Genomic DNA, 26,999 nt, shown 5'->3' on the forward strand with positions numbered 1-26,999 from the left:
GGCGTTCAAAAGGGGAGACAACCGATGCGACCGGTGGCGCTTCATGCGCCGTGGGTCAACGTGAAAATGGTGCGCTAGACAGATGACTGTCTGGTGACATGTTCAGTTGTTGTGAGGCGCCTACCAGGACGGGTAGTGCCGGCCGCTGGCCGGCAGCCCGATGAACCTGCGGCTATCAATCAATTGCCGGCCAGCGGCCGGCACTACCAATCGGTGTTCAGCGCGGCTTGCGCGTGCGCTTCGGCTTCGCGGTATCACCACCGCTGGAGGCGCCATCCTGCAGCGCCTGCAACCAGGACAGGGTGTCCACGTAGTCGATGAAGTGGCGCAGGTAACCGGGGCTGGTTGCCTGCATGGTGTCCAGCATGCGCTGCACCAACACCGCCGAGTTCAACGGGCCGCCGTCGGCCGGGGCTTCGGTGCGCAGCGAACGGCGTACCTGCAGCTCGCTGCGCAGCTCCGACCATTCGCGCTGCACCTGCTGCAGCATCGGCACGTGCGGGTAATGCGGCAGCGAGCGCGACCCCGCGTCGAGGTCGCGCACCAGTGCGCGCAGGCCCTCCAGTGCGGGCGGCTTACTTGGCATCCGGGGCCTTGGGCTTGGGAATCGGCGCGATTTCCACGCGCCGGTTGCGCGCGCGGCCGTCTTCGCTGGCATTGGAGCTGACCGGCTGCTCGCTGCCGAACGCGGCGGCGAACACCGCGTCGGCCGGTACGCCATCGGCGATGAGGGTGCGGGTCACGGTCAGGGATCGCTGCGCCGACAGCTCCCAGTTGTCGGCGAAACGCCGGTTACCTTCGCGCACCGGTGCGTCATCGGTGAAGCCGCTGACCATCAGGATCTCTTCGCGCGTGCCCAGGTAGGCGGCCAGCGGTGCGGCCAGGCTGCGCAGCAGCTCCTGGCCTTCCGGCTGCAGCTGGTCGGAGTTCAGCGCGAACAACACGCTGCCACTGATGCCGATGCGGCCATCCACCAGCGTCACGCGACCGGCGGCCAACGGGCCGGCCAGCGCCTGTTCCAGGGTCTGCAGGCGCTTGGCTTCGGCCTGGCGCTGCTTCACTTCCTGGTCCAGCCGCTGCGACAGCTCCAGCTGCACGGCGACCACACCGACGAGTATCAGCACGAACGCACCCAGCAGCACCGACATCAGGTCGCCGAAGGCGGCCCAGATCGGGGCGTGCGAACCGCCATCGACCTCCAGCTCGTCGCTCATGCGCTGCCGGCCTTGCCGCGGCGCGTGGCCAGCTGCTGCAGTTCTTCCATCACCTGCTTCTGCGACAGCAGGCTGAGGTCGACCACCTCGCGCGCCTGCGCCACGTAGTAGGCCAGCTGCTCGTCGCTGCGGGCCAGCGAGGCATCCAGTGCGCCGCCGATCTGTTCCAGGCGGCCGGACAGCTCGGTGGAGGCGCTGCCGAACTGCGCGACCGCCTCACCGAAGGCGCCGGCCAACTGGCCAACGTCGCCCGCGCTGCCGCTGAGCGCTGCGGCAATGCCATCCAGCTTGCCGGTCTCGGCGGCGATATGGTCGGTGAAACGGTTGCCGACGCGTTCCAGCAGCTCGGCCGAACCGCCGACCAGCGCGTCCACCGCGGTGCGCTGCTCGTGCGAAGCATGGTTGATCGCATCCAGCAGGGTCTGCACGGTGGCCAGCAGGCGGCCGCGCTCTTCCAGCATCGCGTTGTCGCGCACCAGGCTCTCGGAGAGCGTGCTGCGCAGCTCGTTGATGACGTCGGCGGCGGCCTTCGGCGCAGCGGCGGCGGTCTGCAGCAGGGTGGACACTTCCGCCAGCGTGGCGCTGGCCTGGGCGCGACCGTTCTCGCCGATCTGCTGCGCGGTTGCCGCCAGCGTGTCGCAGACCTGCTGCTGCTGGGTGGCCAGGCGTTCGCCGTTGGCCTGCAGGCGCTCGGCCAGATCGGTGGAAACATGCTGCAGGGCATCGCTCCAGCGCTGCAGGCGCTGTTCGTCGCCGGCCTGCAGCTGGGCCTGCAGCGCGGCGTGGGCCTGCTGCAGTTCGGCACTGACCGCATCCCAGCGCGCCTGGCGCTGCTGCTCGCGGCTGTCCAGGCTGGCCTGCAGTTCGGCGTGCGCGGTGGCCGTGGCGGCCTGCGCGGCCTGCCACTGCTGCGAACGCTGCAGTTCGTGATCCTGCAGCAGCGCCTGGCTGGCGCTGTGGTGCTGTTCCAGTGACTGCAGCAGCGCCTGCGCACGCGCGTCCAGATGCTCGCTGGCGTCCAGCAACGCCTGCTGCTGGCGTTCGACCAGCGCGGTATTCAATGCCTGCTGCTGTTCGGCGGCGGCGCGCCAGGTCTCGGCATTGCCGCTGGCATCGGCCTGCAGGCGCTCGCCGATGCGCGCGACCAGTGCTTCGGCCTGCGTGCCCTGGCCATCGCTGAAGGCCTGCAGGTGCTGACGCAGATCACTCACCAGCGCCTGTTGTGCCTGGGTCTGCTCGTTCACCACCTTGGCCCAGCTGGCTTCGGTGGCGACGCGGCTGCGCTCGAAACCGTCGCTCAGGCCAGACAACTGCTGCTGCACCGCCTGCTCGACACGGGCATGGAGTGCCTCACCATGGTGGGCCAGGCCGGCCAGCGTGGTTTCGGCCATCGGCTGCAGCGCGCCACCGATGGCAGCGGCGCTGGCCTCGGCACCTTCGCGCAGCGACTGCTGCAGAGAGACGGCCAGGCGTTCCTGCAGCGCCTGGCTCTGGGTCAGGAACTCGGCCTGGCCGGCCAGCAGACGCTCATTGGCGGCCGCACTGTGCTGTTCGAAGGTGCTGGTCATCGCCTGCAGGCGGTCGACCAGCGCCGGCAGCGCGGCGGACTGTGCCTGCAACAGTCGCAGCGATTCGGCGCGCTGCCAGGCCTGCGAGTAGGGGTGCAGGTCGCCGGCAATGGCACGGTCCAGCTGCTGCACGGCCTGCAGGCGGTCACGGCGCAGCAGCGCCGCCAGCAGGCCGAGCATGGCCGAACTGGCAACACCGGCGATCGAGGTGCCGAACGCCACCGCCAGGCCCTGTACTGGCGACGCCAGCGAACCGCGGATGGCGGCCATGTCGGTTGCGCTCTGCAGGGCCAGGCCGGTGCCGCGCAGGGTGTCCATCATGCCCAGCAGGGTACCGAGCATGCCCAGCAGTACCAGCAGGCCAACCAGGTACGGGGTCAGCACCGGCGCGGGCAGGGCGGTGCGTTCGCCTTCCACGCGCAGGCGCACGGCGTTGCGCAGGCCCATCGGCACGCGCTCCAGCCAGGGGGCTAGGCTTTCCTTCGCGCTGGACAGGTCACTCAGTGCGCTGCGCAGGCCGTTGCTGGCCTGGCGGTAGCGGTACAGCTCCACGCCACCGGCGATGTAGCAGGCCGCGATGATCGCCGCCACCGCTGCACCCAACGGATGCACCGAAAAGTAGCCAATGCCGATCCAGCACACGGCCAGCAGGCCGACAAGGAAAACAACGACATGGAAAGCAGTTCTGGACATGGTGTTCCGGTCAGTGGGAGCGCAGGGCGTCTTGCAGCCCTTCGATCGGGTGGAAGCGCAGCTGCAGCTCGGCAAGCAGCAGGGTGCGCATGTCATGGCGGAAGGCCGCGCGCCAGCCGGGCTGGCCGTGCACGCGTTCAAAACGGGCGCCGAGCACCGCCGGCGCAGTGGCCAGCAGGCTGTGCTCGCGCGGAGTGAGGGTCTGTTCCATCACCGCATCGACCTCGGCCAGCCGTGCCAGTTCGGGTGAAACCTGTACCAACTGGTCGCGCAGGCGGCCGCGCAGGCGCCCGGTGGCGGTCTGGATGGCCTGCTGCAGCACCCGGTAGCGCTGGCGCAGCGAGGCGAAGTTGGGGGTGGCGGCGGCTTCGGCCAGGTCCAGCAGGCGCTCGGCCTCGGCATCCTCGCTGATCGAGGCCAGCAGGCTGGCATGGGCCTGGGCGCAGCCGTCCAGCACATCCCCGGCCGCTTCGGCGGCCTCACCCGGCTCGGGCAGGCGTCCGCCGAGCGCCCCGGACAGGGCCACGGCACGGCTCCAGTCCACCCACTGGCCGAGGCGATCGGTCAGGGCGGGACTGCTGGCCGGCATCGCGCCGTCGCTGAGACGGGCGAGCAGGCGGAGGAATTCCGGTCCACCCAGGACCGGCTGCGCTGCTTTCGCCATCAAGGGGTGAGGGGCCAAAAACCGTTGATTTTACAACCAGATGACCCGGCCTGGATGAAGGCGGGGCCGGGGGGAGGGCGCCCGCAGGCGCGACAGGGCTTAGAATGTCCGGCTGCACCCATCCGTTCGACCCTTGGAGTACCCAATGACTGTTGCGCAGTTCTACCCGATCGGCACCCCCGGACAGCCCTGGGGCGACGCGGAACGCGCACAGTGGCGGGCCCGCCAGCAGCGCCAGCGCAGCTACCACGACGACGTGGTGGCCGCGCTTGAACGCCTGGACGACAGCTTCGACGTGATCCAGTACGGCCAGCTCGACTACGCGCCGGACCATTACCCGCTGTTCGCCGTGGTCAACCACGACTGGAACCCGGCGCTGCCGACCGCGCTGATCACCGGCGGCGTGCATGGCTACGAGACCAGCGGCGTGCATGGCGCCCTGCAGTTCCTGGAACAGCAGGCCGAGCGCTACCTGGGCCGGTTGAACCTGATCGTGGCGCCGTGCGTCAGCCCGTGGGGCTACGAGCGCATCCAGCGCTGGAACCCGGATGCCATCGACCCGAACCGCAGCTTCCGTGACGGCGGCCAGATCGAGGAAGCCGCCGCGCTGATGCGCTGGGTGGCCGAGCGCAAGCCGAACCTGCTGGTGCACCTGGACCTGCACGAGACCACCGACAGCGACCTGCACGAGTTCGATCCGGCCCGCTGCGCGCGCGACGGCAAGCCGTTCGAGCGCGACACCATTCCGGATGGCTTCTACGTGATCGGCAACAGCGAAGATCCGCAGGCCGAATTCCAGAAGGCACTGATCACCGCCGTGGCCCCGGTCACCCATATCGCCCCGGCCGACGCCGAAGGCAACCTGGTCGGCCTGCCGCTGCAGTCGCCGGGCGTGGTCTGGGGTGAATCGCGCTCGATCGGCGCCTGCGCCGGCTTCACCGACGCGCGCTTTGCCACCACCACCGAGGTCTACCCGGATAGCCCGCGCACCAACCCGCAGGAATGCAACGACGCCCAGGTGGCGGCGGTCTGCGCGGGTCTGGATTTCGCCCTGGCCACGCAGTAATACCTCCGTCCAGGGGCGCGCCGGGTCATGCCCGGCGGCTCGGGCGTGCGCTAGCCCAGCAGGATCACCCCCCACACTGTGCCGACCATCAGCAGTGCGGTGGTCTGTGCGGCGCTGCCCATGTCCTTGGCGTTCTTGGACAGTGGGTGGTGGTCAAGCGAGATGCGGTCGACCACCGCTTCGATGGCCGAGTTGAGCAGTTCCACCAGCAGGCTGATGAAGCAGACTGCCAGCACCACGGCGCGTTCGACCCGGCTGATGTCCAGCAGGAACGCGGTGGCGATCAGCAGTGCATGCAGCAGCAACAGCTGCCGGAAGGCCGCTTCGCCACGGAAGGTGGCGATGAAGCCATCGCGCGAATGGATCAGCGTATGGAAGATGCGGCGAATCCCGGTCTTGCCGTGCGGGTACTTGCCGCTGTCCCTGGGGTGAGGTGGCTGCATGCCGGTCCTGCCATGAATTGACCTCACGACAGGATGTGCAGGCGGGCGTCGGGAAAGCGTCGGACGCCCGTTGGATTTTCCTTCAGCCGGCCTGGCGCTGCGCCTGGATGGCCTGGTCGAGGGCATCCAGATCATCCGTCGGCGAGGCCAGCCATGCCGGGTACGCCTCGGTCTCGACGAAGGCGGAGGATCGCAGCACGTCATCGAACGCCGGATTGTCCTTCTCCGCATGACGCAGCAGGCCGGACATCAACCCGCAGATGCGGATGGCCGCCTGGAAGGCACCCTGCAATGAACCGGCCGGCTCGGTGACCGTGTTGAGGAAGGCCGCATAGGCCGGCCCATCGAAGACGAAGTCCTCGCGCTGCTGGAAGGCGTCGCCGCTGAGGTTGGCTTCGCCGGAGACGTGCCGTGAGAATCCCCAGGACCAGATGTCGAGGAAACGGAGGTCATCCAGCATCCGGCGCGCATCGTCATTCAGTGGAACGGCACCGGACAGGGCGTGTTCCAGCGTGGCCGCTGCGAACGGTTCGGTGCCTTCGTGGGCCAGGAAATCGCTCAGGCAGCGCAGCGCACCGGGATGATGCGGGTCCAGTTGCAGCGCCCGGTAGATCACGCGGGCGCCTTCCACGTGACGGCCCTGGGCGATGAAGATGTTGAGGGCATGGTGCGCGAGCTGGTCGGCGCTGAGGTCGGCAATCCGGGTCATCGGGTCTGGCGGGTGTGGACGAACGGTGTGGACCAGTCTGACAGATCACTCATTCGGCCGGGCTGCGTGAATCGCGGATCGAATAGATCACCGAGAAGATCTTCCAGCCCTGTTCGGTGCGGATCAGCTGCCACATTTCCTTGCCCCAGTTGGTCTTCACTCCATCGTCGTGGAAGCTGTAGTCGAACGATACCGAGGCCACATCGCCATCCGTCTCGATCTTCGTGTTGGAGAATGTCTCCTCCTTCGGTTTCGGCGAGGCCACCGCCCCGTCGATCAGTGCGATGAAGTTGTTGGCGGGAATCTGCCGTGCCTTGATCGCATCGGGCTTGGCCTTGCGGATGTCCTGCAGGCGCACATCCTCGGAGACGTACTGCCAGCCGATGTCTTCCGGTTTGTCCGAGAAGAACAGGCCCATGTAGGTCGGCTTGTCCTTGTTGATCAGCGAGGTGCGGAACGATTCGACCACCTGTTCGATCGCCTTGACGTCGGCGGGGGCGTTCTGCGCGGCGTAGACCGGCAACCACGCCGGAAGAAAGACGGCGAGGGCGGCGAAGCGTGCACGTGCGTTGGGCATCATGGGGTCCTGGGGAGGAGTGAGGTGGCGCCGGCGCATCACCGCGTGTAGGCGAGTGGAAACATCGTCCTTGTGTCCCCGTGGAATGCGGTCCGACCTATCGGGTCAGGGCGTCGAACAGGCGATTACGGTCCGCATCGCTCATCGACCAGCTCTGCCCGAGCGGGGCCATGCGAACGGATTCGGTCCGGCCACAGGCCCGGTACTGCCAGGTTTCCGAGCCATCGGGCTGGGCTGCCACGTCGATGCCCTCCAGGCGCGCGCACTGCAGCCGGGCCAGCGCCATCGGCGCGAAGTGCAGCATGTAGTGCTGCACCCGGTCGGCCGGCATTGCCGTGCCGGCAGGCAGCGGATGGGCCGGGCCGTACTCGGCGAGCAGGCCAACGCAGGTCGCTGCGGCGGACAGGGGATTGCGACCGAAGGCGCGGGAGGCATCCCGCTCCACGCCTTTTTCCAGCGCCTTGCCTTCCTTGCTGCTGGCATAGACCTCGGCGGCCTGCAGTTGTGCGGCGCCGAGTGTCGACAGCCAGTGCTGGCGGCCCTCCTGCAACTGCAGTTCCAGGCCGGGCAGCGTCTTCTGGCAGCGCGCGGCGATCGCCTGTGTCTGCACGAAGTCCTGGCTGCGATCACCGGTCGTTACAGCCGGTGATGCGGCCGCCGCCGCCGTCGCGAGGGCCATGCAGGCCATGACCAGGCCACATCGCATTCCATTGCGCATCCTGCACCTCATGGAGAGTTTGACGGCGCACGCTAACACGGATGCCGGGCGCCGCAACAGGCCGGTTTGACGTTGAAGAAGGTCTGCGCGGATGATGCGCGGGCGCGCGGCGCAGGAGGGGATCCGTCAATGAAGACGCTGATGTGGGGGCTTGCCGGCCTGTTCGTGGCGTACGTTGCCGGTTGCTCGGCGATCTCAGCGTGGCATTCCCATGCGCTTGCCTCGGTTCCGGCGGGGGCGGGCAAGGCCGAAGTACTCCGGGCGCTGGGGCAACCTGACGTGGTGGAGCACGCCGGTGCTCCCTTTACCCGCTATGCCAGCAGGGGATGCAGTGGTCGCTGTGCGCAGCGATGGTGGTATGAGAACCGGCTGGGCCTGGATACCGAAGCCTGGTCGGTGGAGCTGGATGCTTCCGATCGCGTGCTTGCAACGTCGCGCTGGACATCGCCCTAGAAGACCGCGACGAGCGCATGCGCATCCATCGACCTTTCATTTTCATCGCAAGCCTGGCCCTGATGGCGTTGTGCGGGCTGATGGGTGTACTGGTGCTCATCTATGGCTTCAACGAGCAGGGCCTGCGCTGCGGCAGGCTGTGCTCACTGGAGATCTCCATCCGCCTGCTCTTTGGTGATCGCGGATTCGAATTGCTGGTGGCGATGGGGCTCTTTGCTGCGGCGTTGATGTGCGGGAGTATTGCACTGCGGCCCGGCATGAATGCCGGGCCGCCTCGCAAGCAGGTGCGGCGCCGTGGGCGCAAGCACCGACGATCGGGTCGGCCCCGGTCGTAAGGTGTCTGCACCGGGGTAATTCGCCGCGTGTGGAGACGCAGCAAGTCGCTTCAGCGATGCAGCGCGTCGATGATCAAACCGGTGGCGATCTCCACCAACAGGTACTCGTTATCGGACTGGCGCACCCAACGCCGGTCGCGGCCCGGCTCGCGCAGGTGATAGCGCGCGTAATCGTCCACCCAGTAGCGGCGGTCCACTTCCGCCCATGGCAGGCGCTCGCCGCGACGCCAGGCCTTCTTCTGCCAGCCCGGCGGCGGTGCATCACGGTTGTGTGGGCCACCGGCGTGCGGCGGTGGCCCGTTGCCGCGCGCATTGTGCGGCGGATCGGCGAAGGCGGATGCCGCGGCCAGCGCGGCAGCCGTGGTCAACGCAATGGCGAACAAGCGTGCAGTGTTCATCGCATCCTCCGGGCCTTGCCGCTGCATGCGGCGTGGTGCCGTGGAGTATGGATCAATGAACGTGAACGGACTTCTGAACTGTCACCTTCGCAGCAGGGCGCTTTCCACTGCGCTGCAACTGACGGCTCGGGCGCGACGCCGCCGCCTCCGGCATGGCCGCCTCAGGCGCGCTCGCGTGCCTCATACCAGTCGTGTGACCGGTTCACGATCTTCACCACAGAAAGCATCACGGGGACTTCAATCAGCACTCCCACCACCGTAGCCAGCGCCGCACCGGAGTGGACACCGAACAGGCCCACGGCCGTCGCAACCGCCAGTTCGAAGAAGTTGCTGGCGCCGATCAGCGCCGACGGCCCGGCCACGCAATGCGCCACACCCAGGCGCCGGTTGAGCAGGTACGCCAGGCCGGAGGTGAAATAGACCTGGATCAGGATCGGGACCGCGATCAACGCAATCACCAGCGGCTGCTGCACGATCTGCTGGCCCTGGAACCCGAACAGCAGCACCAGCGTCAGCAGCAGTGCCGACAGTGACAGTGGCCCCAGCCGGCGCAGCGCCGTCTGCAGCCCGGATTCGCCATGGCGTGACAGGATCCAGCGCCGCAGCATCGCGGCCACCAGCACCGGCGCCACGATGTACAGGACGACCGACAGCAGCAACGTATCCCACGGCACGGTGATGGCCGACAGCCCCAGCAGTAGCGCCACCACGGGTGCATAGGCCACCACCATGATCGCGTCGTTCAGTGCCACCTGGCTCAGCGTGAAATTGGCATCGCCGCGGCACAGGTTGCTCCACACGAACACCATGGCCGTGCACGGCGCGGCGGCCAGGAGGATCAGGCCGGCGATGTAGCTGTCGATCTGGCTGGCGGGCAGCCAGTCCGCAAAGACGTGGCGCAGGAAGATCCAGCCCAGCAGCGCCATCGAGAATGGCTTTACGGCCCAGTTGATGAACAGCGTCACCCCGATGCCTTTCCAGTGCTGGCCCAGCTGGCGCATTGCACCGAAATCCACCCGCAGCAGCATCGGGATGATCATCAGCCAGATCAGCACCGCCACCGGCAGGTTGACCTTGGCCACTTCGGCCGCCGCCAGGGAGGCGAAAGCACCGGGCAGGAAGTGCCCGAGCAGCGTGCCGGTGATGATGCACAGCGCGACCCAGAGCGTCAGGTGGCGCTCGAACAGGCCCATGGGTGCCGCTGTGCTCATGGTGTGCGCGCTGCCGGCAGCAGGTGGCCGATCTGGTCCAGCGCCTGCTGGAGCATTCCGCGGTCTTCCCACACGTGCCCGGGCAGCGCCAGCAGGGCCTGCACGCGTGCCTTCACGATGGCATGCGCGTGGGCGAAGGCGGCGGCCCTGTCGGCATCGCTGCCCTCTGCCTCGGCCGGGTCCGGCAGGCCCCAATGGCTGCGGATGAAGTCACCGAACACCACGGGGCAGGCTTCCGCTGCCGCCGCATCGCAGACGGTGATCACAAGATCCATGGGGGCGGCATCAGCGAACTCATCCCAGGATTTGCTGCGCAGTCCCGCGACCGGGATGCCTTCTGCGCGCAGCTGTGCAAGCGCGAACGGATTGACCTGGCCGGTCGGGTGGCTGCCGGCACTGTAGGCCGTGAAGCGGTCGCCGCCCCATGCGCGCAGGGTGGCTTCGGCCAGCACGCTGCGGGCGCTGTTGCCGGTGCAGAGAAACAGGATGGAGCGGGACATGAAGGCGTTTCCGTATCAGCAGCTGCAGGGATTGCCCGACGGTGCGCACTGTTCGCTGGGCGAACCGGCGCAGCAGTTGTGCGTGAGGTACTCGATCAGGCTGGTCATTGCGCTGAAATTCGCGCGGTAGCAGACGTGGCGGCCCTGGCTCTCGCTCTCGACCAGGCCGGCCTGTACCAGCTCCTTCAGGTGGAAGCTGAGGGTGGCGGGAGGAACCTGGAGCGCTGCGGCAATGTCGCCGGCCATGCGACCGGCTGGGCCGGCTTCGACCAGCAAGCGGAAGGCTGCCAGGCGGGTGGCGTGGCCGAGCGCGGTAAGCGCAGTGATTGCATTTGATGTTTCCATATTTCTAGAATAGTCGAATGAATAAGCCGACCACAAGTCCTTCGCTGCCCCATCTGAGGCAAGCCTCCCTTCCCCAGCCTGATCACCAGCGTTTGGCGGCCGAACGCCAGGGGCCGCCACGTATCCTGCTGCTGTACGGCTCACTGCGGCCGCAATCGTTCAGCCGCAAGCTGGCACTGGAGGCCGAACGCCTGCTGCAGCATCTGGGCTGCGAAACGCGCGTGTTCGATCCACATGCCTTGCCGCTGCTGGACAGCGTGGACAAGGAGCACCCGGAAGTGCAGCGGCTGCGCGAGTGGTCGCACTGGTCGGAAGGGCAGGTGTGGGTCAGCCCGGAGCGGCACGGTACGGTGACCGGCGTGTTCAAGAACCAGATCGACTGGCTGCCACTGGAAGACGGCAGCGTGCGGCCGACCCAGGGCAGGACGCTGGCGGTGATGCAGGTCTGCGGCGGTTCGCAGTCGTTCAACACGGTCAATACGCTGCGGGTACTGGGCCGTTGGATGCGCATGCTGACCATTCCCAACCAGTCGTCGGTGGCCAAGGCCTGGCAGGAGTTCGACGAAGACGGGCGGATGAAGCCCTCGCCCTATTACGATCGTGTGGTGGATGTGGTCGAAGAACTGGTGAAGTTCACGCTGCTGACCCGTGGCCGTGCCGACTACCTCGTGGATCGTTACAGCGAGCGCAAGGGCGATGCGTTGGCGGCGGAGCTGGCGCGGGCGGCGGGAGCAACCGGCGTCTAAGGCAGATGCCGAATCGCGCGTGGTTCCCGCTCAGGTAGCTGGCGCGGGCTGCTGGGCTTCCAGTACCCGACAAAGCGCCGGTTTCCGCACCAGGCGGGTGGAGGTTGCACTCTGCCAATCACCCTTCGGGCTGCAACCGCCCCACCGCCTGCGCGCACAACGACTGGCAGGCCATGACCAACCCCTCCATCACCCGGTCGCCCACGTACTGCCCGGGTTCGCCGTTCTGCCGGGTGCGTTCCGCCGCCAGCAGCATTTCCAGCACCACCCGCAATCCGTTCAGCGCGCAATCGGCATCGGCCAGGGCCAGGCAGCGCCCGGGCAGTTGATGCCGCTCCGGCCAGGGTTGGCCATCGGCCGCCGCTCCGGAGCCGATGCGGTTGAGGTTGGCAATGAAGGTGTTCCGGTCAACCGCAGGCGCAGCCGGTGGCGAACCGTCGTCGCGGGCGGTACTGCGGTAGGCGTGCAGATGCGGAAAGTCCGATTCGTTCATGGCAAGGCTCCGTGCAGGGCAATCGGTAGCCGCCACCCGAAAGGTGGCGGGCGGTACGTGGTTCGAATCCGGGTTGGCCTCAAGCCGGCGGGCGCGAACGCCCCCAACGCACCGCCCGCCATAGCCGGCAGACGGATTGCCAGCCGGCGCCACGCATGGTGACGCCGGCTGGCAAGCGCACTTACTCAAGGCCAACACGGGATTCGAAGCCCGGCCACCCTTTTCCGGTGGCACGCCATCTGAGCCCCTGGCGCTGTGCTATGCCAATCAGAAGAGTTGCAAACATCACTCGATTGGAGACGCTTTCGGCATTCTCCCACGCTGTTACGCACTGCCAGCGCTGGCTGGCGTGGTGATCCGCCCGAACTGTGCAATCTGCGACAGGTGTCGAGGTTGGGGGACGTTGGGGAACATCGGGGGAGGGGCGATGGCGACAGGCTTTGTGGGGAGGGCCTGAGTCGAGCATGGCTCGCCTCTACAGCCGTCAAAGCGTGATGTGCGACTCGGGTTGACGTTCCCAGCCACCAAGCGCAGGCTTGTTCAGCATGTTTCCTAAACAGAAGGAGACTTATGACCGCGACCGCTTCGCTGCACCCAACCCCCGACACCCAGGGCCGTTCCCGCCTGTGGAGTGTGTTCTGGCTGCAGGGCGTCATTCCCAGCAACATTCTGTGGGCGGTAGCCCTCTGGGCCCTGGCCAACCAACGCACCACGCTGCTGTTGGGGGTATTTGCCGTGCTGCTGCTTTATACCGGCTGGATCATCCCGGCGGTCTGGCGGGCGGCGCCCACCGCGCGCACCCCCAACCTGGGCGTGGCCGCGCGCGGGCTGACCGTGGCCTGGGGGCTGAACACCGTGCTGGTGATCTTCTTCCTGACCCTGCAGCTGGTGGCTCAATAGAACTGAACAGGCTCGCCGCCCCGGTCGAAGGCGGCGAAGCGGCCGATCTGACCGTCGTGGATGGCGTTGACCATCAGCTGCAGCGGGCGCGCAGCTTCGTCGCTGTTGGGGGCGAAACCGGCGCGGCCGTCCAGCGCGGCCACGAAGACCAGATCCCAGTCGATGCCGGTGGTGGTCGATTCGGTCGCCAGCGCCTGGAAGCTGGGCACCTCAGCCGGCAGCTTGTCCACGCACAGCACCGGCGACAGGGTGCCGCCCTCGCGGCGGTCATGCCGGTCGCGCTGGTCGCTGGTGGGCGATTCGGGCAGCTCGGCGCGCACGAATACGAACAGCAAGCGTTGCGGTTCAGCCTGCTGGCCTGCGGCGTGCAGCAGCTGCTGGAAATCGTTCATCATCATGAGGGTTGTCACACGCCCGCTGCACGGAAAGCCGCATGCTGCCATAACGCCTGCAGCGCGGGGCCGAAGACGATTGATTTAAGTCATGCCCATGGAACTGACTGCCGCGTACTCTGGCAATCGTTCCAGCAGACGAGGGTTTCCGGGCCGTTCCGGGCACAGGCAAGACGGTGGAGCAACAAGGTGGACCAGCCATGAGCCAACTCACCGACGGTTTCGGACGCAGCTTTCCGTACCTGCGCCTGTCGTTGACCGAAGCCTGCAACTTCCGTTGCAGCTACTGCCTGCCCGACGGTTACCAGGCCGATGGCCGCCCGCGCTTCCTGCAGGTGGATGAAATCGCGCGCCTGGTGCGTGCGTTCGCCGCGCTGGGCATGAGCAAGATCCGCCTGACCGGCGGCGAGCCCAGCCTGCGCAAGGACCTGGACGAGATCATCGCCACCGTGGCGGCGGTGCCGGGCATCCGTAAGGTGGCCATCACCACCAATGGCACGCTGCTGCCGCGGCGCCTGCCGGGCTGGCACCGCGCCGGCCTGACCGCGCTGAACGTGAGCATGGACAGCCTGCAGCGCGAACGCTTCAGGACCATCACCGGGCATGACCGCCTGCCGGAGATCGAACAGGGCCTGGCGCTGGCGCAGGCGCTGGGCCTGCCGGCGATCAAGCTCAACGCGGTACTGCTGCGTGGCCTGAACGACGACGAGCTGCCGCAATGGATGGACTACCTGCGCGACCGCCCCTTCAGCGTGCGCTTCATCGAACTGATGCGCACCGGCGACAACGAAGCCTATTTCCAGCGCCACCACCTGCGCGCCGACCTGGTGATCGAGCAGCTGCTGGCGGCCGGCTGGCACGAGCGTCCGCGCGCGGCCGATGCCGGCCCAGCGCGCGAGTTCGGGCATCCGGACCATCGCGGCAGCATCGGCATCATTGCCCCGTATTCGCGTGACTTCTGCAAGGGCTGCAACCGCCTGCGGGTGACCGCCAAGGGCGACCTGCGGCTGTGCCTGTTCGGCGAGTTCGGCGTGCCGCTGCGCCCGCTGCTGCAGAGCGACGATGACCACGACGCGCTGCTGGCACGCATCACCACACAGCTTGGCCTGAAAGCGGCCGGGCATGGACTGCACCAGGGCCAGACCGGGCTGACCCCGCACCTGGCCTCCATCGGAGGATGAGCAACACGATGAGTGGGGAATTGAATGCGGCCTTCCATATGGCCGATGTCCGCGACAAGCGCATCACCCGCCGCCGTGCGGTGGCGGTGGGCGAGCTGCATGCCGGTCCGGTGGCCTATCCGCTGATCGTCGAGCGCCGCCTGCCCAAGGGCGATGCGCTGGTGATGGCCGAGATTGCCGGCCTGCAGGGCGCCAAGATGGCCTCGATGCTGATGCCGCTGTGCCACCCGCTTCCGCTGGAGCTGGTGCAGGTGTTCTGCGCGGCGGTGCCGGAGCGGCAGGCGATCCGCGTGTGGTGCGAGTGCGCCAGCGAGGCGCGCACCGGCGTGGAGATGGAGGCACTGGCTGGCGTCAACGCGGCGCTGCTGACCCTGTACGACCTGAGCAAGCCGGTGGAACCGGCGCTGCGCATCGAAGGCATCCGCTTGCTGTTCAAGGAAGGCGGCAAGCGCGGTGTGTGGCTGCACCCGGATGGCATGGACGATGCCGAGCGCGCGCGGTTCAAGCCGCGTGCGCCGAAGGGCCTGGAGGGCGCGGCCTGTGCGGTGATCACGCTGAGTGATCGTGCCAGCGAGGGCACCTATGAAGATGTGTCTGGCCCGACCCTGGTGACCGGCGTGAAAAAGCTGGGCGGCGAGGTGGTGGCCGCCGAGGTGTTGCCCGATGGTATCGAGCCGTTGGCGGGCCGCCTTCAGGCTCTGGCGGCCGAGGGCGTGCGTCTGTGCCTGTGTACCGGCGGTACCGGGCTGGGCCCGCGTGACCTGACCCCGGAGGCGCTGCGTTCCTTGAACGCACGGCCGGTGCATGGCCTGGCGCAGATGGTGCGCGCACTGAGCGCACAGCACACGCCGATGGCCTGGCTGAGCCGCGCCGAGGTGGTGCAGCTGGGCAACATGCTGGTGTTCGCACTGCCAGGCAGCCCGAAGGCGGCGGCGCAGTGCCTCGATATTCTGGCGCCGGTGCTGGGCCACGCTTTGGCGATGGTCGATGGTGGTGGCCACTGATGATTGCCTACAGCGAAGCCCTGCAGCACCTGCTGGATGCGGCCACGCCGCTGCCGGCCGAGCGCCTGCCGTTGCATGAGGCCGGCGGCCGCACTCTGGCCAGTGACATCATCAGTGGGCAGTCGCTGCCGCCGTTCGACAATTCTGCGATGGACGGTTTCGCGCTGCGCGCCAACGGCGCGACGTTCGAAGCCGGTACCGAATTTGCCGTGCAGGGTTGGCAGGCGGCCGGCGATGCCGGCGCCGAAGGCGGCGAGGGTGCCTGGGAAATCATGACCGGTGCGCGCATGCCGGTTGGGCTGGATACGGTGGTGCCGGTCGAGAACGTGGACGTCCTCGCCAGCGAGGATGGCCGCCCGACCCGCATCGCCTTGAAGGGCACGGTGAAGCCGGGCCAGAACGTGCGCCTGCGCGGCCAGGACGTGAGCGACGGCGAGCGCGTGCTGCAGGCCGGGCAGGTGCTGGATATCAATGCGCGCACCCTGCTGCATGCCATCGGCGTGGGCCAGGTGGCGGTGGTGGCACGGCCGAAGGCTGCGGTGATCGCCACCGGCAAGGAGCTGGTGACCGAGGCGGCGCAGACGCTGGAATCCGGGCAGATCCGTGACAGCAACCGGCCGTACCTGGTCGGCCGCCTGCAGGCCGCCGGTGCCGAGGTGGTCTGGCAGGGTACGGTGGGCGACGACGTGGCCGCGTTCAATGCGGTGCTGGATGAGGCGCTGGGCGCTGGCGCGCAGGTGCTGATCAGCACCGGCGCGGTGTCGGCTGGTCGCTACGATTTCGTTCCCGATGCGCTGCGCGGCCGTGGTGCGCGCATCGTCTTCCACAAGGTGGCGATCCGCCCGGGCAAGCCGCTGCTGTTCGCGGTGCTGCCCAATGGTGTGCTGTACTTCGGCCTGCCGGGCAACCCGGTCTCCGCTGCCGTGGGCCAGCGCTTCTTCGTCGAGCCGGTGCTGCGCCGCCTGTTGGGGCTGGCGCCGGAAGTCATGTTGCAGCTGCCGCTGCAGGCCGACGTGCGCAAGCCGCCGGGCCTGCGCTTCCACGCGCGGGCGCGGGTGGAAGTGGACGGTCAGGGGCGTCTGAGTGCGCGCGTGCTGTCCGGGCAGGAGTCGTTCCGTTTGATGTCCATGCTGCAGGCCAACGCCTGGGTGGTGCTGGAGGCCGAGGGTGACCTGGCCAGCGCTGGTACCTACGTGCGCGTGCAGGGCTGGGGTCACCATGACCCGGTGCAGCTGGCGAGCCAGGAGTCATGATGAAACAGGTGAATCTGCAGTTGTTTGGTGCGTTTTCCGATCTGGATGCCAGCCGCGAGATCGCGGTGGAGGTGGCCGGTGGCACCGTGGCCGATCTGCGCCAGGCGCTGCGCGAACTGCTGCCGCTGCGTTGGCCGGGCTTCCGCGCGGGCCTGCTGGACTACTCGGCGTTTGCCGACCAGCAACGCGTGCTGCGTGACCACGAGGCGCTGCCCGACGATGGCCGGGTGGCGATCCTGCCGCCGGTGAGCGGGGGCTAAGCGATGAGCGAGAAGATCATCGCCAAGGTGGTGGACCGCGCGCAGGCGGCGATCGATCCGGCCGAGGGCATCGCGGCGGTGTCCGATCCGGGTTTCGGTGGCATCGATGTGTTCATCGGCAAGGTGCGCGACGTCAACATCGGCCGGCCGGTGACCGGGATCACCTACGACCTGTTCGAACCGTTGGTGTTGAACGAGTTCAAGCGCTTGGCCGCCGAGGTTGAGGCTACGTTTGGACCGAAGCTGAAGCTGTATGTGGCTCACGCAAAGGGCCGGTTGGGCATTGGCGATGTGGCGGTGGTGGTGGCGGCGGGCAGCCCGCACCGTGACGAGGCGTTCCGGGCCTGCCGGCAGTTGATCGAGGTGGTGAAGCACCAGTGCCCGATCTGGAAGCAGGAGCATTACGAGGACGGCGACAGCGAGTGGAGCGAGGGCTGCAGCCTGTGCCACGCGGACAGCGAACCCGCACATGCCCATGACCATGCGCACGACCACGGGCATTGACCCCGCCCTTCAGGGCGGCGCGGGGTTCAGTAGATCCACGCCATGCGTGGATGAGGGCTTTCCCGCGCATCCGGCCGGCGCAGCCACGCATGGCGTGGCTCTACTGCGATGAGCATCAACGGCATCGTGCTGGCCGGTGGCCTGTCCACCCGGATGGGCCGCGACAAGGCACTGCTGCCGTGGCAGGGCCGCACGCTGCTGGAACACATGCGTGGCCTGTTGACGCAGGCTGGTGCACGCGAGGTCTGGGTCAGCGGAAATTACCCGGCGTTCGGCGGCGTGCCGGACCGCGTGGCACGTTGCGGGCCGCTTGGCGGGCTCTACAGCGTGGCGATGCGCATGCCCGATGGCCCGGCCTGGGTGGTGCCGGTGGATACGCCGCTACTGCCGCCGCGATTGCTGCAGCAATTGCGTGACGGCCATCGCGGTCCATGCACGATCTTTGTGGGCCACCCCCTGCCCATGCTGGTGGATATAGACGATGCTTGTCGCAACGTACTTGGATCGATGCTGGATGACCCGGACGGTCCGCGCTCGCTGCAGGCCCTGCAGCGTCGTCTTGGCGTGAATTCCGTGGCTCTGGCGCCGGTTGACGAGGCCGGGCTGGTCAACTGCAATACCCCCGAACAATGGGAGGATGTTGCGTCATGAAAGTGCAGTTGCAGGACCAATCGGTACGGCTTCGCCTGGACGAGGCCGAGCTGGCGCGCCTGCTGGCCGGTGAATCGGTCGAGAACATGACCCGCTTCGGCGGTATCGAAGGCTGGGGCATGGCGGTGTCGCTGCATGGCGGTGAACAGCCCGTGCTGCTGGACGGCGGCACCTTCTGCCGCCTGGTACTGCCGCGCCCGGCAGTCGAGGCCTTGGCGGCGCGGCTGCCGTGCCGGGATGGCCTGCCATTCGACATCGCCCTGGAAGATGGCAGCCAGCTTCAGCTGCAGTTCGATGTGGACGTGCGCGACAGCGTGCGCCAGCGCGGGGTGACCCGCCGCAACACCGCTTCACCGGTTTGACATTTGTCAGGGGCACGGTGGAAACCGGCCCCTGATTGATCCAGATCAACCCCGTCGTAGTTGCTGCGCGGCCTAATGGCTGCATGACGACGGGTCACAACTTGAAACGCAGTACCCACGTCATTCCACAGCCTTGGAGCCATGTATGACCGTCGGTAGCGATCCTGTTGTCCGCAGCACTGCCAGTCCCGGTCGCGTCATCAGCGACTGGACGCCGGAGGACCCCGGCTATTGGGAGCGCACCGGCAAGCGGGTCGCCACCCGCAACCTGGTCATCTCGATCCCCTCGCTGCTGCTGGCCTTCTCGGTCTGGGTGCTGTTCTCGGCGGTGTCGATCAGCCTGCCGAAGATCGGCTTCAACTTCAGCACCGACCAGCTGTTCTGGCTGGTGGCGCTGCCCAGCCTGTCCGGCGCGACCCTGCGCATCTTCTATTCGTTCGTGATCCCGATCTTCGGCGGCCGCCGCTGGACCGCGCTGTCCACCGCCTCGCTGCTGGCGCCGACGCTCTGGCTCGGCTTTGCGGTGCAGGACCCGGCCACGCCGTACTGGGTGTTCGTGGCCATCGCGATCCTGTGTGGCTTCGGCGGTGCGAACTTCTCGTCGTCGATGTCCAACATCTCCTTCTTCTACCCCAAGCAGAAGCAGGGCCTGGCGCTGGGCCTGAACGCCGGCCTGGGCAATGTGGGCGTGTCGGTGGCGCAGGCGGTGATTCCGCTGGTCATCACCGTGGGCGTGTTCGGTGCGCTGGGTGGTGCGCCGCAGCCCGCGGTGGAGGGTGGGGCGCCGCTGTTCCTGCAGAACGCCGGCTTCATCTGGGTGCCGGCCATCGCGCTGTGCGCCGTCGCGGCCTGGTTCGGCATGAACGACCTGACCAGTGCCCGCTCGTCGTTCTCCGAGCAGGCGGTGATCTTCCGCCGCAAGCACAACTGGCTGATGTGCTGGTTGTACATCGGCACCTTCGGTTCCTACATCGGTTTCTCGGCCGGCTTCCCGATGCTGGTGAAGAGCCAGTTTCCGGACGTGAACCCGCTGGCCTATGCCTTCATCGGCCCGCTGCTGGGTGCACTGATGCGCTCGGTGGGTGGCAGCATGGCCGACCGCTGGGGTGGCGCACGCCTGACCTTCTGGGTGTTCGCGCTGATGATCGCGGCCGTGTTCGGCGTGCTGCACTTCCTGCCCAGCGATGGCCAGGGCGGCAACTTCTACGGCTTCCTGCTCAGCTTCATGGCGCTGTTCGTGCTTAGTGGCATCGGCAACGGCACCACCTTCCGCATGATTCCGGTGATCTTCCGCACCCTGCATGAGCGCTGGTCGGCCAACGACAACGCCGAAGGCAAGGCCACGGCCGCGCACCAGGCCAGCATCGAGTCGGCCGCGGTGGTTGGTTTCTCCGGTGCGATCGGTGCCTATGGCGGCTTCTTCATTCCCAAGAGCTATGGCTCGTCCATCACCTTGACCGGCAGCCCCGACATGGCGCTGTACGGATTCGTTGTTTTCTACGTCACCTGCCTGGCCGTGACCTGGTGGTGGTACTACCGGCGCGGTGCCGAGACACCCTGCTGACGACATGAAAACGCACCGCAGCCAGATGACACACACAGCCACGATGCCGATGTCCGCAAAGGGAGACCCCCGATGAGCTATTTCCTCGATCGCTTGCAGTTCTTCAAGCGTGACCCCCAGACCTTTGCCGATGGCCACGGATTCGCCAAGAGCGAAGGCCGTGACTGGGAAAACAGCTACCGCGCCCGGTGGCAGTACGACAAGATCGTGCGTTCCACCCACGGCGTGAACTGCACCGGTTCGTGCAGCTGGAAGATCTACGTCAAGAACGGCCTGGTCACCTGGGAAACCCAGCAGACCGACTACCCGCGCACGCGCCCGGACCTGCCCAACCATGAACCGCGTGGCTGCCCGCGTGGCGCCAGCTATTCCTGGTACCTGTACAGCGCCAACCGGCTGAAGTACCCGCTGATCCGCGGCACGCTGCTGCGCCTGTGGCGCGAAGCGCGCAAGAGCAAGGCCCCGGTTGATGCCTGGGCCAGCATTGTCGAGGACAAGGAAAAGGCGCGTTCGTACAAGACCCGCCGTGGCATGGGCGGCTTCGTGCGCCTGCAGTGGGAAGAGGCCAACGAGATCATCGCCGCCTCCAACCTGTACACGGTGAAGCAGTATGGCCCGGACCGCGTGGTCGGCTTCTCGCCGATTCCGGCGATGTCGATGGTGTCCTATGCGGCCGGTGCGCGCTACCTGTCGCTGCTGGGCGGCGCCTGCCTGTCCTTCTATGACTGGTACTGCGACCTGCCGCCGGCCTCGCCGCAGATCTGGGGCGAGCAGACCGACGTGCCCGAATCAGCCGACTGGTACAACAGCCGCTACATCATCGCCTGGGGCTCGAACGTGCCGCAGACGCGCACGCCCGATGCGCACTTCTTCACCGAGGCGCGCTACAACGGTACCAAGACGGTGGCGATCTGCCCGGACTATTCCGAGCTGGCCAAGCTGACCGACCACTGGCTGCACCCGAAGCAGGGCACCGACGCGGCGCTGGCCTTCGCCTTCGGCCATGTGATCCTGCGCGAGTTCCACGTCGATTCGCCCTCGCAGTACTTCCAGGACTACTGCCGCCAGTACTCGGACATGCCGATGCTGGTGCGCCTGGAGCGCCGCGACGACGGCCGCCTGGTGCCGGGCCGCTTCCTGCGTGCCAGTGAACTGGGCGGGCTGGGTGAAGCCAACAACCCTGACTGGAAGACGCTGGCCTATGACGAGACCAGCGGCCAGATCGTGGTGCCGAACGGCTCGATCGGCTTCCGCTGGGGCGAGAAGGGTAAGTGGAACATCGAAGAGAAGGAAAGCAAGGGCGCCGATACACGCCTGCGCCTGAGCCTCGCCGATGGCCATGAGGGCATCGAAGCGGTGAGCTTCCCGTACTTCGGTGGCATCGAGACCGACGGCTGGACCGCGGCGCCGGCCGACGACGTGCTTGAGCGCAACATCCCGGTGCGTCGCCTGGCCCTGGCCGACGGTTGCGAGACCCTGGTGGCCACGGTCTACGACCTGCTGCTGGCCCAGTACGGCGTGGACCGTGGCTTTGGCGGCGGCAACGTGGCATCGAGCTTCGACGATATGGTGCCGGGCACCCCGGCCTGGCAGGAGCGCATCACCGGCGTGTCGCGTGCCGAGGTGATCGAGATCGCCCGCGAATTCGCGCGTACCGCCGACAAGACCCATGGCCGCTCGATGATCATCGTCGGCGCGGGCATGAACCACTGGTTCCACAACGACATGAACTACCGCGGCCTGATCAACATGCTGATCATGTGCGGTTGCGTGGGCCAGACCGGTGGTGGTTGGGCGCACTACGTGGGCCAGGAGAAGCTGCGCCCGCAGACCGGCTGGCAGCCGCTGGCGTTCGGCCTGGACTGGAGCCGCCCGCCGCGCCACATGAACGGTACGTCGTTCTTCTACTTCAACACCGGGCAGTGGCGCTACGAGAAGCTGCAGGTGGACGAACTCCTGTCGCCGCTGGCGGACGCGAGCAAGTACAGCGGCAGCCTGGCCGACCTGAACCTGCGCGCGGTGCGCATGGGCTGGCTGCCCTGTGCGCCGCAGCTGGACCGCAACCCGCTGCAGCTGGTACGCGAGGCGGACGCGGCGGGCGTTGCCCCGGCCGACTACGCGCTGGGCAAGTTCAAGGACGGCTCGCTGGACTTCGCCTTCGCCGATCCGGATGCACAGCAGAACCACCCGCGGATGATGTTCATCTGGCGCTCGAATCTGCTCGGTTCCTCGGGCAAGGGCCACGAGTACATGCTGCGGCATCTGCTCGGCACGCGCCACGGCCTGCAGGGCAAGGACCTGGGCGAGATGGGGGCGATCAAGCCCGAGGAAGTGACGTGGCGTGACGAGGCACCGGAAGGCAAGCTGGACCTGCTGGTCACGCTCGACTTCCGCATGTGCACCACCGCGCTGTACTCGGACATCGTGCTGCCGACCGCGACCTGGTACGAGAAGGACGACCTCAACACCTCGGACATGCACCCGTTCATCCACCCGCTGTCGAAGGCGGTGGACCCGGCGTGGGAATCGCGCAGCGACTGGGAGATCTTCAAGGAGGTCGCCCGTACCGTGAGCGAGATGGCGCCAGGCGTGCTGGGCGTGGAGAAGGACCTGGTACTGGTGCCGACCCTGCACGACACTCCGAACGAGCTGGGCATGCCGTTCGGCGTGGCCGACTGGAAGAAGGGCGAGTGCGAGGCCATCCCGGGCCAGACCATGCCGTCGATGACGGTGGTGGAGCGTGACTACCCGAACCTGTACCGCAAGTTCACCTCGCTGGGCCCGCTGCTGGACACGCTGGGCAACGGTGGCAAGGGCATGAGCTGGGACACGAAGCACGAGGTCGAATTCCTCGGCAAGCTCAACCACACCGTGCACGACGCGGGCGTGAGCCAGGGTCGCCCGGCCATTTCGACCGCGATCGATGCGGCCGAGGTGATCCTGCACCTGGCGCCGGAGACCAATGGCCACGTGGCAGTGAAGGCCTGGGAATCGCTGGGGACCTTCACCGGCCGCGAGCATACCCACCTGGCGGTGGGCAAGGAGCACGAGGCGATCCGCTTCCGTGACATCCAGGCACAGCCGCGCAAGATCATCTCCTCGCCGATCTGGTCGGGCCTGGAGGACGACAACGTCAGCTACAACGCTGGCTACACCAACGTGCACGAGCTGATTCCGTGGCGAACGGTGACCGGCCGCCAGCAGTTCTACCAGGACCACGAGTGGATGATCGACTTCGGCGAGGCCTTCATGGGCTACCGGCCGCCGGTCAACACGCGCACGGTGGAGCCGCTGCTGAACCAGCGCCCGAACGGCAACAAGGAGATCGTGCTGAACTGGATCACGCCACACCAGAAGTGGGGCATCCACAGCACCTACAGCGACAACCTGATCATGCAGACGCTGTCGCGCGGTGGCCCGATCGTGTGGATCAGCGAGGACGACGCGCGCAGCGCCGGCATCGTCGACAACGACTGGATCGAGCTGTTCAACGTCAACGGTGCGATTGCCGCGCGTGCGGTGGTCAGCCAGCGCGTGATGCCGGGCATGGCGATGATGTACCACGCCCAGGAACGCATCATCAACGTGCCGGGCTCGGAGATTTCCGGGACCCGCGGCGGCATCCACAACTCGGTGACCCGCATCGTGCTCAAGCCCACCCACATGATCGGCGGCTACGCGCAGCTGGCCTACGGCTTCAACTACTACGGCACCTGCGGCACCAACCGCGACGAGTTCGTGATCGTGCGCAAGATGGACAAGATCGATTGGCTTGACGATGAACAAGGAAGTTCGAGTGTCGCGGGCGCAGGACGCGCAGGAGCGACGGGCGAGGCCGTACCGGCCGCTGCCAAGGAGGTGGTGTGATGAAGGTCCGTGCACAGATCGCGATGGTGCTGAACCTGGACAAGTGCATCGGCTGCCATACCTGCTCGATCACCTGCAAGAACGTCTGGACCTCGCGCGAAGGCGTCGAGTACGCCTGGTTCAACAACGTGGAAACCAAGCCGGGCATCGGCTACCCGAAGGAATGGGAGAACCAGGACAAGTGGAACGGCGGCTGGGTACGTACCCGCGCCGGCAAGCTGGTGCCGCGTGCCGGTGGCCGCTGGCGCATGCTCGCCAAGATCTTCGCCAACCCGGACCTGCCGCAGATCGACGACTACTACGAGCCGTTCGATTTCGACTACCAGAACCTGCACACCGCCAAGGACAGCCAGCACCAGCCCACCGCGCGGCCGCGTTCGCTGATCAGCGGCGAACGCATGCAGAAGATCGAGTGGGGCCCGAACTGGGAGGAAATCCTCGGTTCGGAGTTCAGCAAGCGCTCGCGTGACTACAACTTCGACCAGGTGCAGAAGGAAATCTACGGCGCCTTCGAGAAGACCTTCATGATGTACCTGCCACGCCTGTGCGAGCACTGCCTGAACCCGGCGTGCGTATCGGCGTGCCCGTCGGGCGCGATCTACAAGCGCGAGGAAGACGGCATCGTGCTGATCGACCAGGACAAGTGCCGTGGCTGGCGCATGTGCGTGTCGGCCTGCCCGTACAAGAAGATCTATTACAACTGGAAGAGCGGCAAGTCGGAGAAGTGCATCTTCTGCTATCCGCGCATCGAGATGGGCGAGCCGACCGTGTGCTCGGAGACCTGCGTGGGTCGCATCCGCTACCTGGGTGTGATGCTGTACGACGCCGACCGCATTGCCGAGGCCGCCTCGGTGGCCGCCGAGAAGGACCTGTACCAGGCGCACCTGGACATCTTCCTGGACCCGAACGACCCGGCGGTGATCGCTGCCGCGCGCAAGGAGGGCATCCCGGACAGCTGGCTGGACGCGGCCAAGCAGTCGCCGGTCTACAAGCTGGCCATCGACTGGAAGCTGGCGCTGCCGCTGCACCCGGAGTACCGCACGCTGCCGATGGTCTGGTACGTGCCGCCGCTGTCGCCGATCCAGTCGGCGGCCGAGCGTGGCCGGGTGGGCATGAGCGGCGAGCTGCCGGACGTGGCGTCGCTGCGCATTCCGATGCGCTACCTGGCCAACCTGCTGACGGCCGGTGACGAGGCGCCGGTGGTACGCGCGCTGGAGCGGCTGATGGCGATGCGTGCCTGGCGCCGGGCCAAGAACGTGGACGGCGTGGAAGATACCGCCGTGCTGGAACAGACCGGGCTGAGCATCGCCCAGGTGGAAGAGATGTACCGCTACCTGGCCATCGCCAACTACGAGGACCGTTTCGTGATTCCGACCGGCCACCGCGAGTACGCCAATGATGCCTTCGGCGAGCGCGGCGGCTGCGGCTTCACCTTCGGCAACGGTTGCAATGGTGACAGCCCGGCCGACCTGTTCGGCCAGCGCAAGACCACCACCTTCGTGGTGGACAAGGGACCGAACCACCGCCGCAAGGAGGTGGTGTGATGAGCGTGCTCAAGCTGGTCGGGGTGTTGCTGGATTACCCACGTGAAGAACTGTGGCAGCACGGCGAGGAACTGCTCGCCGCCTGCGACGACCCGGCGCTGAACGCCGCCCGCCGCCAGCAGTTGCGCAGCTTCGTGCAGCAGCTGCTGGCCACCGATGCGCTGGATGCGCAGGCGGCGTGGCTGGCCAGTTTCGACCGCGGCCGCTCGATGAGCCTGCTGCTGTTCGAGCACATCCATGGCGAGTCGCGCGACCGTGGCCAGGCCATGGTCGATCTGGTCGAAACCTACCGCCGCAACGGCTTCGAACTGGATGCACGCGAGCTGCCGGATTACCTGCCGCTGCTGCTGGAGTTCCTGGCCCATCGCCCCGGCAGCGAGGCCCGCGAGTGGCTGCACCACATCGGCCATATCGCCGGGATGCTGGCGGCGCGTGCCGCCGAGCGTGAGCTGCCGCACCGGGTGCTGTTCGAGATCCTGGTCGAAGCCGGCGACGGCAAGGCCGATCTGCAGGCGCTGCGCCAGCGTGCCAGCGAAGAAGTCCGCGACGATACCGCCGAGGCCATGGACCGCTTGTGGGAGGAGGAGGCGGTGCGCTTCGGCGCCGAAGCCCCTGCCGAAGACTGCAAGCCGCCCGTGCGTTCGCCGGCCCGTCCTTCGCATCGAGAGGTCCAGCCATGAGTTACTCCCTGCATCAATTCGCCTTCCAGTACTACCCGTACATCGCCGTGGCGGTGCTGCTGATCGGCAGCTGGGCCCGCTACGACAAGGCCATGTACACCTGGCGCACCGGCTCCAGCCAGATGCTGTCGGACAAGGGCATGCGGATCGGCAGCAACTGCTTCCACATCGGCATCCTGGCCATCCTCGGCGGCCACCTGGTCGGCCTGCTGACCCCGCACGCGGTGTACGAGCACTTCATCACCTCGTCGCAGAAGCAGATGCTGGCGATGGTGGTCGGTGGTGTGTTCGGCGCGCTGTGCTTCATCGGCATCAGCATCCTGCTGGTACGCCGCCTGTTCAACGCGCGGGTACGGGCCACCGGCAGCTTCGGTGACACACTGGTGCTGGTGCTGCTGTTCGCCCAGTTGTGCCTGGGCCTGTACAGCATCCGCATCTCGTCCGGCCACCTGGACGGTGGGGTGATGGTGCAGCTGGCCGAATGGGCGCAGCACATCGTGACCTTCCGTGCCGGTGCCGCTGATTACATCGAGGGCGTCAGTTGGGTCTACAAGATGCATATCTTCCTGGGCCTGACCCTGTTCCTGATCGCGCCGTTCACCCGCCTGGTGCACGTGTGGAGCATTCCGATCAGTTACCTGTGGAGGCCCTACCAGGTGGTGCGCCGCCGCCAGGCCACGCTGCGCTACGGGCCGCGGGAGTAA

The 26,999-nt window shown here is 67.0% G+C and carries 31 protein-coding genes; 17 read left to right on the forward strand and 14 right to left on the reverse strand.

Translation table 11 applies throughout. The annotated features are described in order from the left end of the window. Positions 1–217 precede the first annotated feature (217 nt). Genes BKE09_RS21560 through BKE09_RS21575 form a run of 4 tightly spaced genes read right to left on the reverse strand, consistent with a single transcriptional unit; the run spans position 218 to position 4,139 of the window. Entirely contained in the window at positions 218–658 is a 441-nt protein-coding gene (locus tag BKE09_RS21560; RefSeq protein WP_239530108.1) for a DUF2894 domain-containing protein, read from the reverse strand. Then, positions 576–1,214: an OmpA family protein gene (locus tag BKE09_RS21565; protein ID WP_014037471.1), complete on the reverse strand. Its 639-nt coding sequence runs from the start codon at positions 1,212–1,214 to the stop codon at positions 576–578. Before BKE09_RS21565 ends, BKE09_RS21560 begins: the two co-directional genes overlap by 83 nt. After that, positions 1,211–3,475 (reverse strand): DUF802 domain-containing protein, encoded by a 2,265-nt coding sequence (locus BKE09_RS21570; RefSeq protein ID WP_075677966.1) that lies wholly within the window; start codon positions 3,473–3,475, stop codon positions 1,211–1,213. The genes BKE09_RS21565 and BKE09_RS21570 overlap by 4 nt, the downstream gene beginning before the upstream one ends. Before the next feature lie 10 nt (positions 3,476–3,485). Next, positions 3,486–4,139, reverse strand: coding sequence for a DUF3348 family protein (locus tag BKE09_RS21575; protein ID WP_075677968.1), 654 nt, complete (start codon positions 4,137–4,139; stop codon positions 3,486–3,488). A gap of 145 nt (positions 4,140–4,284) precedes the next feature. On the opposite strand from BKE09_RS21575, the gene BKE09_RS21580 reads away from it, so the two are divergent. After that, positions 4,285–5,205, forward strand: coding sequence for a M14 family metallocarboxypeptidase (locus BKE09_RS21580; protein ID WP_006371858.1), 921 nt, complete (start codon positions 4,285–4,287; stop codon positions 5,203–5,205). A 50-nt stretch (positions 5,206–5,255) separates the two neighbouring features. Here the strand turns inward: BKE09_RS21580 and BKE09_RS21585 are convergent, their stop codons facing one another. From BKE09_RS21585 to BKE09_RS21600, 4 genes are all read right to left on the reverse strand, one after another. Further along, positions 5,256–5,648 carry a diacylglycerol kinase gene (locus BKE09_RS21585; protein ID WP_012511296.1) on the reverse strand — a complete coding sequence of 131 codons (393 nt, stop codon included), beginning with the start codon at positions 5,646–5,648 and terminating at the stop codon, positions 5,256–5,258. A gap of 82 nt (positions 5,649–5,730) precedes the next feature. Next, positions 5,731–6,357 carry a hypothetical protein gene (locus BKE09_RS21590; protein ID WP_075677970.1) on the reverse strand — a complete coding sequence of 209 codons (627 nt, stop codon included), beginning with the start codon at positions 6,355–6,357 and terminating at the stop codon, positions 5,731–5,733. 49 nt (positions 6,358–6,406) lie between these two features. After that, positions 6,407–6,937, reverse strand: coding sequence for a nuclear transport factor 2 family protein (locus tag BKE09_RS21595; protein ID WP_075677972.1), 531 nt, complete (start codon positions 6,935–6,937; stop codon positions 6,407–6,409). A gap of 94 nt (positions 6,938–7,031) precedes the next feature. Then, positions 7,032–7,613, reverse strand: coding sequence for a hypothetical protein (locus BKE09_RS21600; protein ID WP_240502971.1), 582 nt, complete (start codon positions 7,611–7,613; stop codon positions 7,032–7,034). Positions 7,614–7,781: 168 nt separating this feature from the next. Between BKE09_RS21600 and BKE09_RS21605 the strand changes: the two genes are divergently transcribed. Further along, the gene (locus tag BKE09_RS21605; protein ID WP_075677974.1) at positions 7,782–8,105 is read left to right on the forward strand and encodes a hypothetical protein; all 324 of its coding nucleotides are present in this window, start codon (positions 7,782–7,784) and stop codon (positions 8,103–8,105) included. Positions 8,106–8,122: 17 nt separating this feature from the next. After that, positions 8,123–8,440, forward strand: coding sequence for a hypothetical protein (locus BKE09_RS21610; RefSeq protein WP_075677976.1), 318 nt, complete (start codon positions 8,123–8,125; stop codon positions 8,438–8,440). Positions 8,441–8,490: 50 nt separating this feature from the next. Here the strand turns inward: BKE09_RS21610 and BKE09_RS21615 are convergent, their stop codons facing one another. From BKE09_RS21615 to BKE09_RS21630, 4 genes are all read right to left on the reverse strand, one after another. Continuing rightward, entirely contained in the window at positions 8,491–8,838 is a 348-nt protein-coding gene (locus BKE09_RS21615) for an RcnB family protein (protein ID WP_075678341.1), read from the reverse strand. Positions 8,839–8,999: 161 nt separating this feature from the next. After that, on the reverse strand, positions 9,000–10,031 hold the full coding sequence (gene arsB, locus BKE09_RS21620; RefSeq protein ID WP_075677978.1) for an ACR3 family arsenite efflux transporter: 1,032 nt from the start codon (positions 10,029–10,031) through the stop codon (positions 9,000–9,002). Between the two features lie 14 nt (positions 10,032–10,045). Beyond that, the gene (locus tag BKE09_RS21625; protein ID WP_075677980.1) at positions 10,046–10,549 is read right to left on the reverse strand and encodes an arsenate reductase ArsC; all 504 of its coding nucleotides are present in this window, start codon (positions 10,547–10,549) and stop codon (positions 10,046–10,048) included. A 15-nt stretch (positions 10,550–10,564) separates the two neighbouring features. Then, positions 10,565–10,894, reverse strand: a complete 330-nt coding sequence (locus BKE09_RS21630; protein ID WP_075677982.1) for a winged helix-turn-helix domain-containing protein — start codon at positions 10,892–10,894, stop codon at positions 10,565–10,567. 17 nt (positions 10,895–10,911) lie between these two features. Here BKE09_RS21630 and arsH point away from each other — a divergent pair, with 17 nt between their 5' ends. Further along, positions 10,912–11,640 (forward strand): arsenical resistance protein ArsH, encoded by a 729-nt coding sequence (gene arsH, locus BKE09_RS21635; RefSeq protein WP_075677984.1) that lies wholly within the window; start codon positions 10,912–10,914, stop codon positions 11,638–11,640. A 118-nt stretch (positions 11,641–11,758) separates the two neighbouring features. Here arsH and BKE09_RS21640 read toward each other — a convergent pair whose 3' ends face one another. Beyond that, positions 11,759–12,133, reverse strand: coding sequence for a hypothetical protein (locus BKE09_RS21640; protein ID WP_075677986.1), 375 nt, complete (start codon positions 12,131–12,133; stop codon positions 11,759–11,761). A 570-nt stretch (positions 12,134–12,703) separates the two neighbouring features. On the opposite strand from BKE09_RS21640, the gene BKE09_RS21645 reads away from it, so the two are divergent. Next, a complete protein-coding gene (locus BKE09_RS21645) occupies positions 12,704–13,033 on the forward strand; it encodes a hypothetical protein (RefSeq protein WP_075677988.1) in 330 nt (109 codons plus the stop codon). Here the strand turns inward: BKE09_RS21645 and BKE09_RS21650 are convergent. Continuing rightward, complete coding sequence (locus BKE09_RS21650; protein ID WP_075677990.1) at positions 13,027–13,431, reverse strand: ribonucleotide reductase subunit alpha; 405 nt, start codon at positions 13,429–13,431, stop codon at positions 13,027–13,029. The two genes, BKE09_RS21645 and BKE09_RS21650, sit on opposite strands and share 7 nt — an antisense overlap. A 194-nt stretch (positions 13,432–13,625) precedes the next feature. On the opposite strand from BKE09_RS21650, the gene moaA reads away from it, so the two are divergent. The 12 genes from moaA (at position 13,626) to narI (ending at position 26,999) form a co-directional block, all read left to right on the forward strand. Continuing rightward, positions 13,626–14,606 (forward strand): GTP 3',8-cyclase MoaA, encoded by a 981-nt coding sequence (moaA, locus tag BKE09_RS21655; protein ID WP_075677992.1) that lies wholly within the window; start codon positions 13,626–13,628, stop codon positions 14,604–14,606. Between the two features lie 8 nt (positions 14,607–14,614). Further along, the gene (gene moaCB, locus BKE09_RS21660) at positions 14,615–15,610 is read left to right on the forward strand and encodes a bifunctional molybdenum cofactor biosynthesis protein MoaC/MoaB (protein WP_012511280.1); all 996 of its coding nucleotides are present in this window, start codon (positions 14,615–14,617) and stop codon (positions 15,608–15,610) included. Then, positions 15,610–16,863 (forward strand): gephyrin-like molybdotransferase Glp, encoded by a 1,254-nt coding sequence (glp, locus tag BKE09_RS21665; protein WP_075677994.1) that lies wholly within the window; start codon positions 15,610–15,612, stop codon positions 16,861–16,863. Before moaCB ends, glp begins: the two co-directional genes overlap by 1 nt. Further along, positions 16,863–17,123, forward strand: coding sequence for a MoaD/ThiS family protein (locus tag BKE09_RS21670; RefSeq protein ID WP_005416856.1), 261 nt, complete (start codon positions 16,863–16,865; stop codon positions 17,121–17,123). Before glp ends, BKE09_RS21670 begins: the two co-directional genes overlap by 1 nt. A 3-nt stretch (positions 17,124–17,126) precedes the next feature. Then, entirely contained in the window at positions 17,127–17,627 is a 501-nt protein-coding gene (locus BKE09_RS21675) for a molybdenum cofactor biosynthesis protein MoaE (RefSeq protein WP_075677996.1), read from the forward strand. 108 nt (positions 17,628–17,735) lie between these two features. Continuing rightward, complete coding sequence (locus BKE09_RS21680; protein ID WP_075677999.1) at positions 17,736–18,278, forward strand: molybdenum cofactor guanylyltransferase; 543 nt, start codon at positions 17,736–17,738, stop codon at positions 18,276–18,278. Beyond that, complete coding sequence (locus BKE09_RS21685; RefSeq protein WP_075678001.1) at positions 18,275–18,640, forward strand: hypothetical protein; 366 nt, start codon at positions 18,275–18,277, stop codon at positions 18,638–18,640. The genes BKE09_RS21680 and BKE09_RS21685 overlap by 4 nt, the downstream gene beginning before the upstream one ends. 145 nt (positions 18,641–18,785) lie before the next feature. Then, positions 18,786–20,204 (forward strand): NarK family nitrate/nitrite MFS transporter, encoded by a 1,419-nt coding sequence (locus BKE09_RS21690; protein ID WP_075678003.1) that lies wholly within the window; start codon positions 18,786–18,788, stop codon positions 20,202–20,204. Positions 20,205–20,276: 72 nt separating this feature from the next. After that, on the forward strand, positions 20,277–24,071 hold the full coding sequence (locus BKE09_RS21695; RefSeq protein ID WP_075678005.1) for a nitrate reductase subunit alpha: 3,795 nt from the start codon (positions 20,277–20,279) through the stop codon (positions 24,069–24,071). Then, complete coding sequence (gene narH, locus BKE09_RS21700; protein ID WP_075678007.1) at positions 24,071–25,615, forward strand: nitrate reductase subunit beta; 1,545 nt, start codon at positions 24,071–24,073, stop codon at positions 25,613–25,615. Before BKE09_RS21695 ends, narH begins: the two co-directional genes overlap by 1 nt. Further along, entirely contained in the window at positions 25,615–26,295 is a 681-nt protein-coding gene (gene narJ, locus BKE09_RS21705; RefSeq protein WP_075678009.1) for a nitrate reductase molybdenum cofactor assembly chaperone, read from the forward strand. The genes narH and narJ overlap by 1 nt, the downstream gene beginning before the upstream one ends. Next, positions 26,292–26,999, forward strand: coding sequence for a respiratory nitrate reductase subunit gamma (gene narI, locus BKE09_RS21710; protein WP_010485313.1), 708 nt, complete (start codon positions 26,292–26,294; stop codon positions 26,997–26,999). Before narJ ends, narI begins: the two co-directional genes overlap by 4 nt.

This window comes from Stenotrophomonas sp. TD3 (assembly GCF_001939825.1).
Taxonomy (GTDB): Bacteria; Pseudomonadota; Gammaproteobacteria; order Xanthomonadales; family Xanthomonadaceae; genus Stenotrophomonas.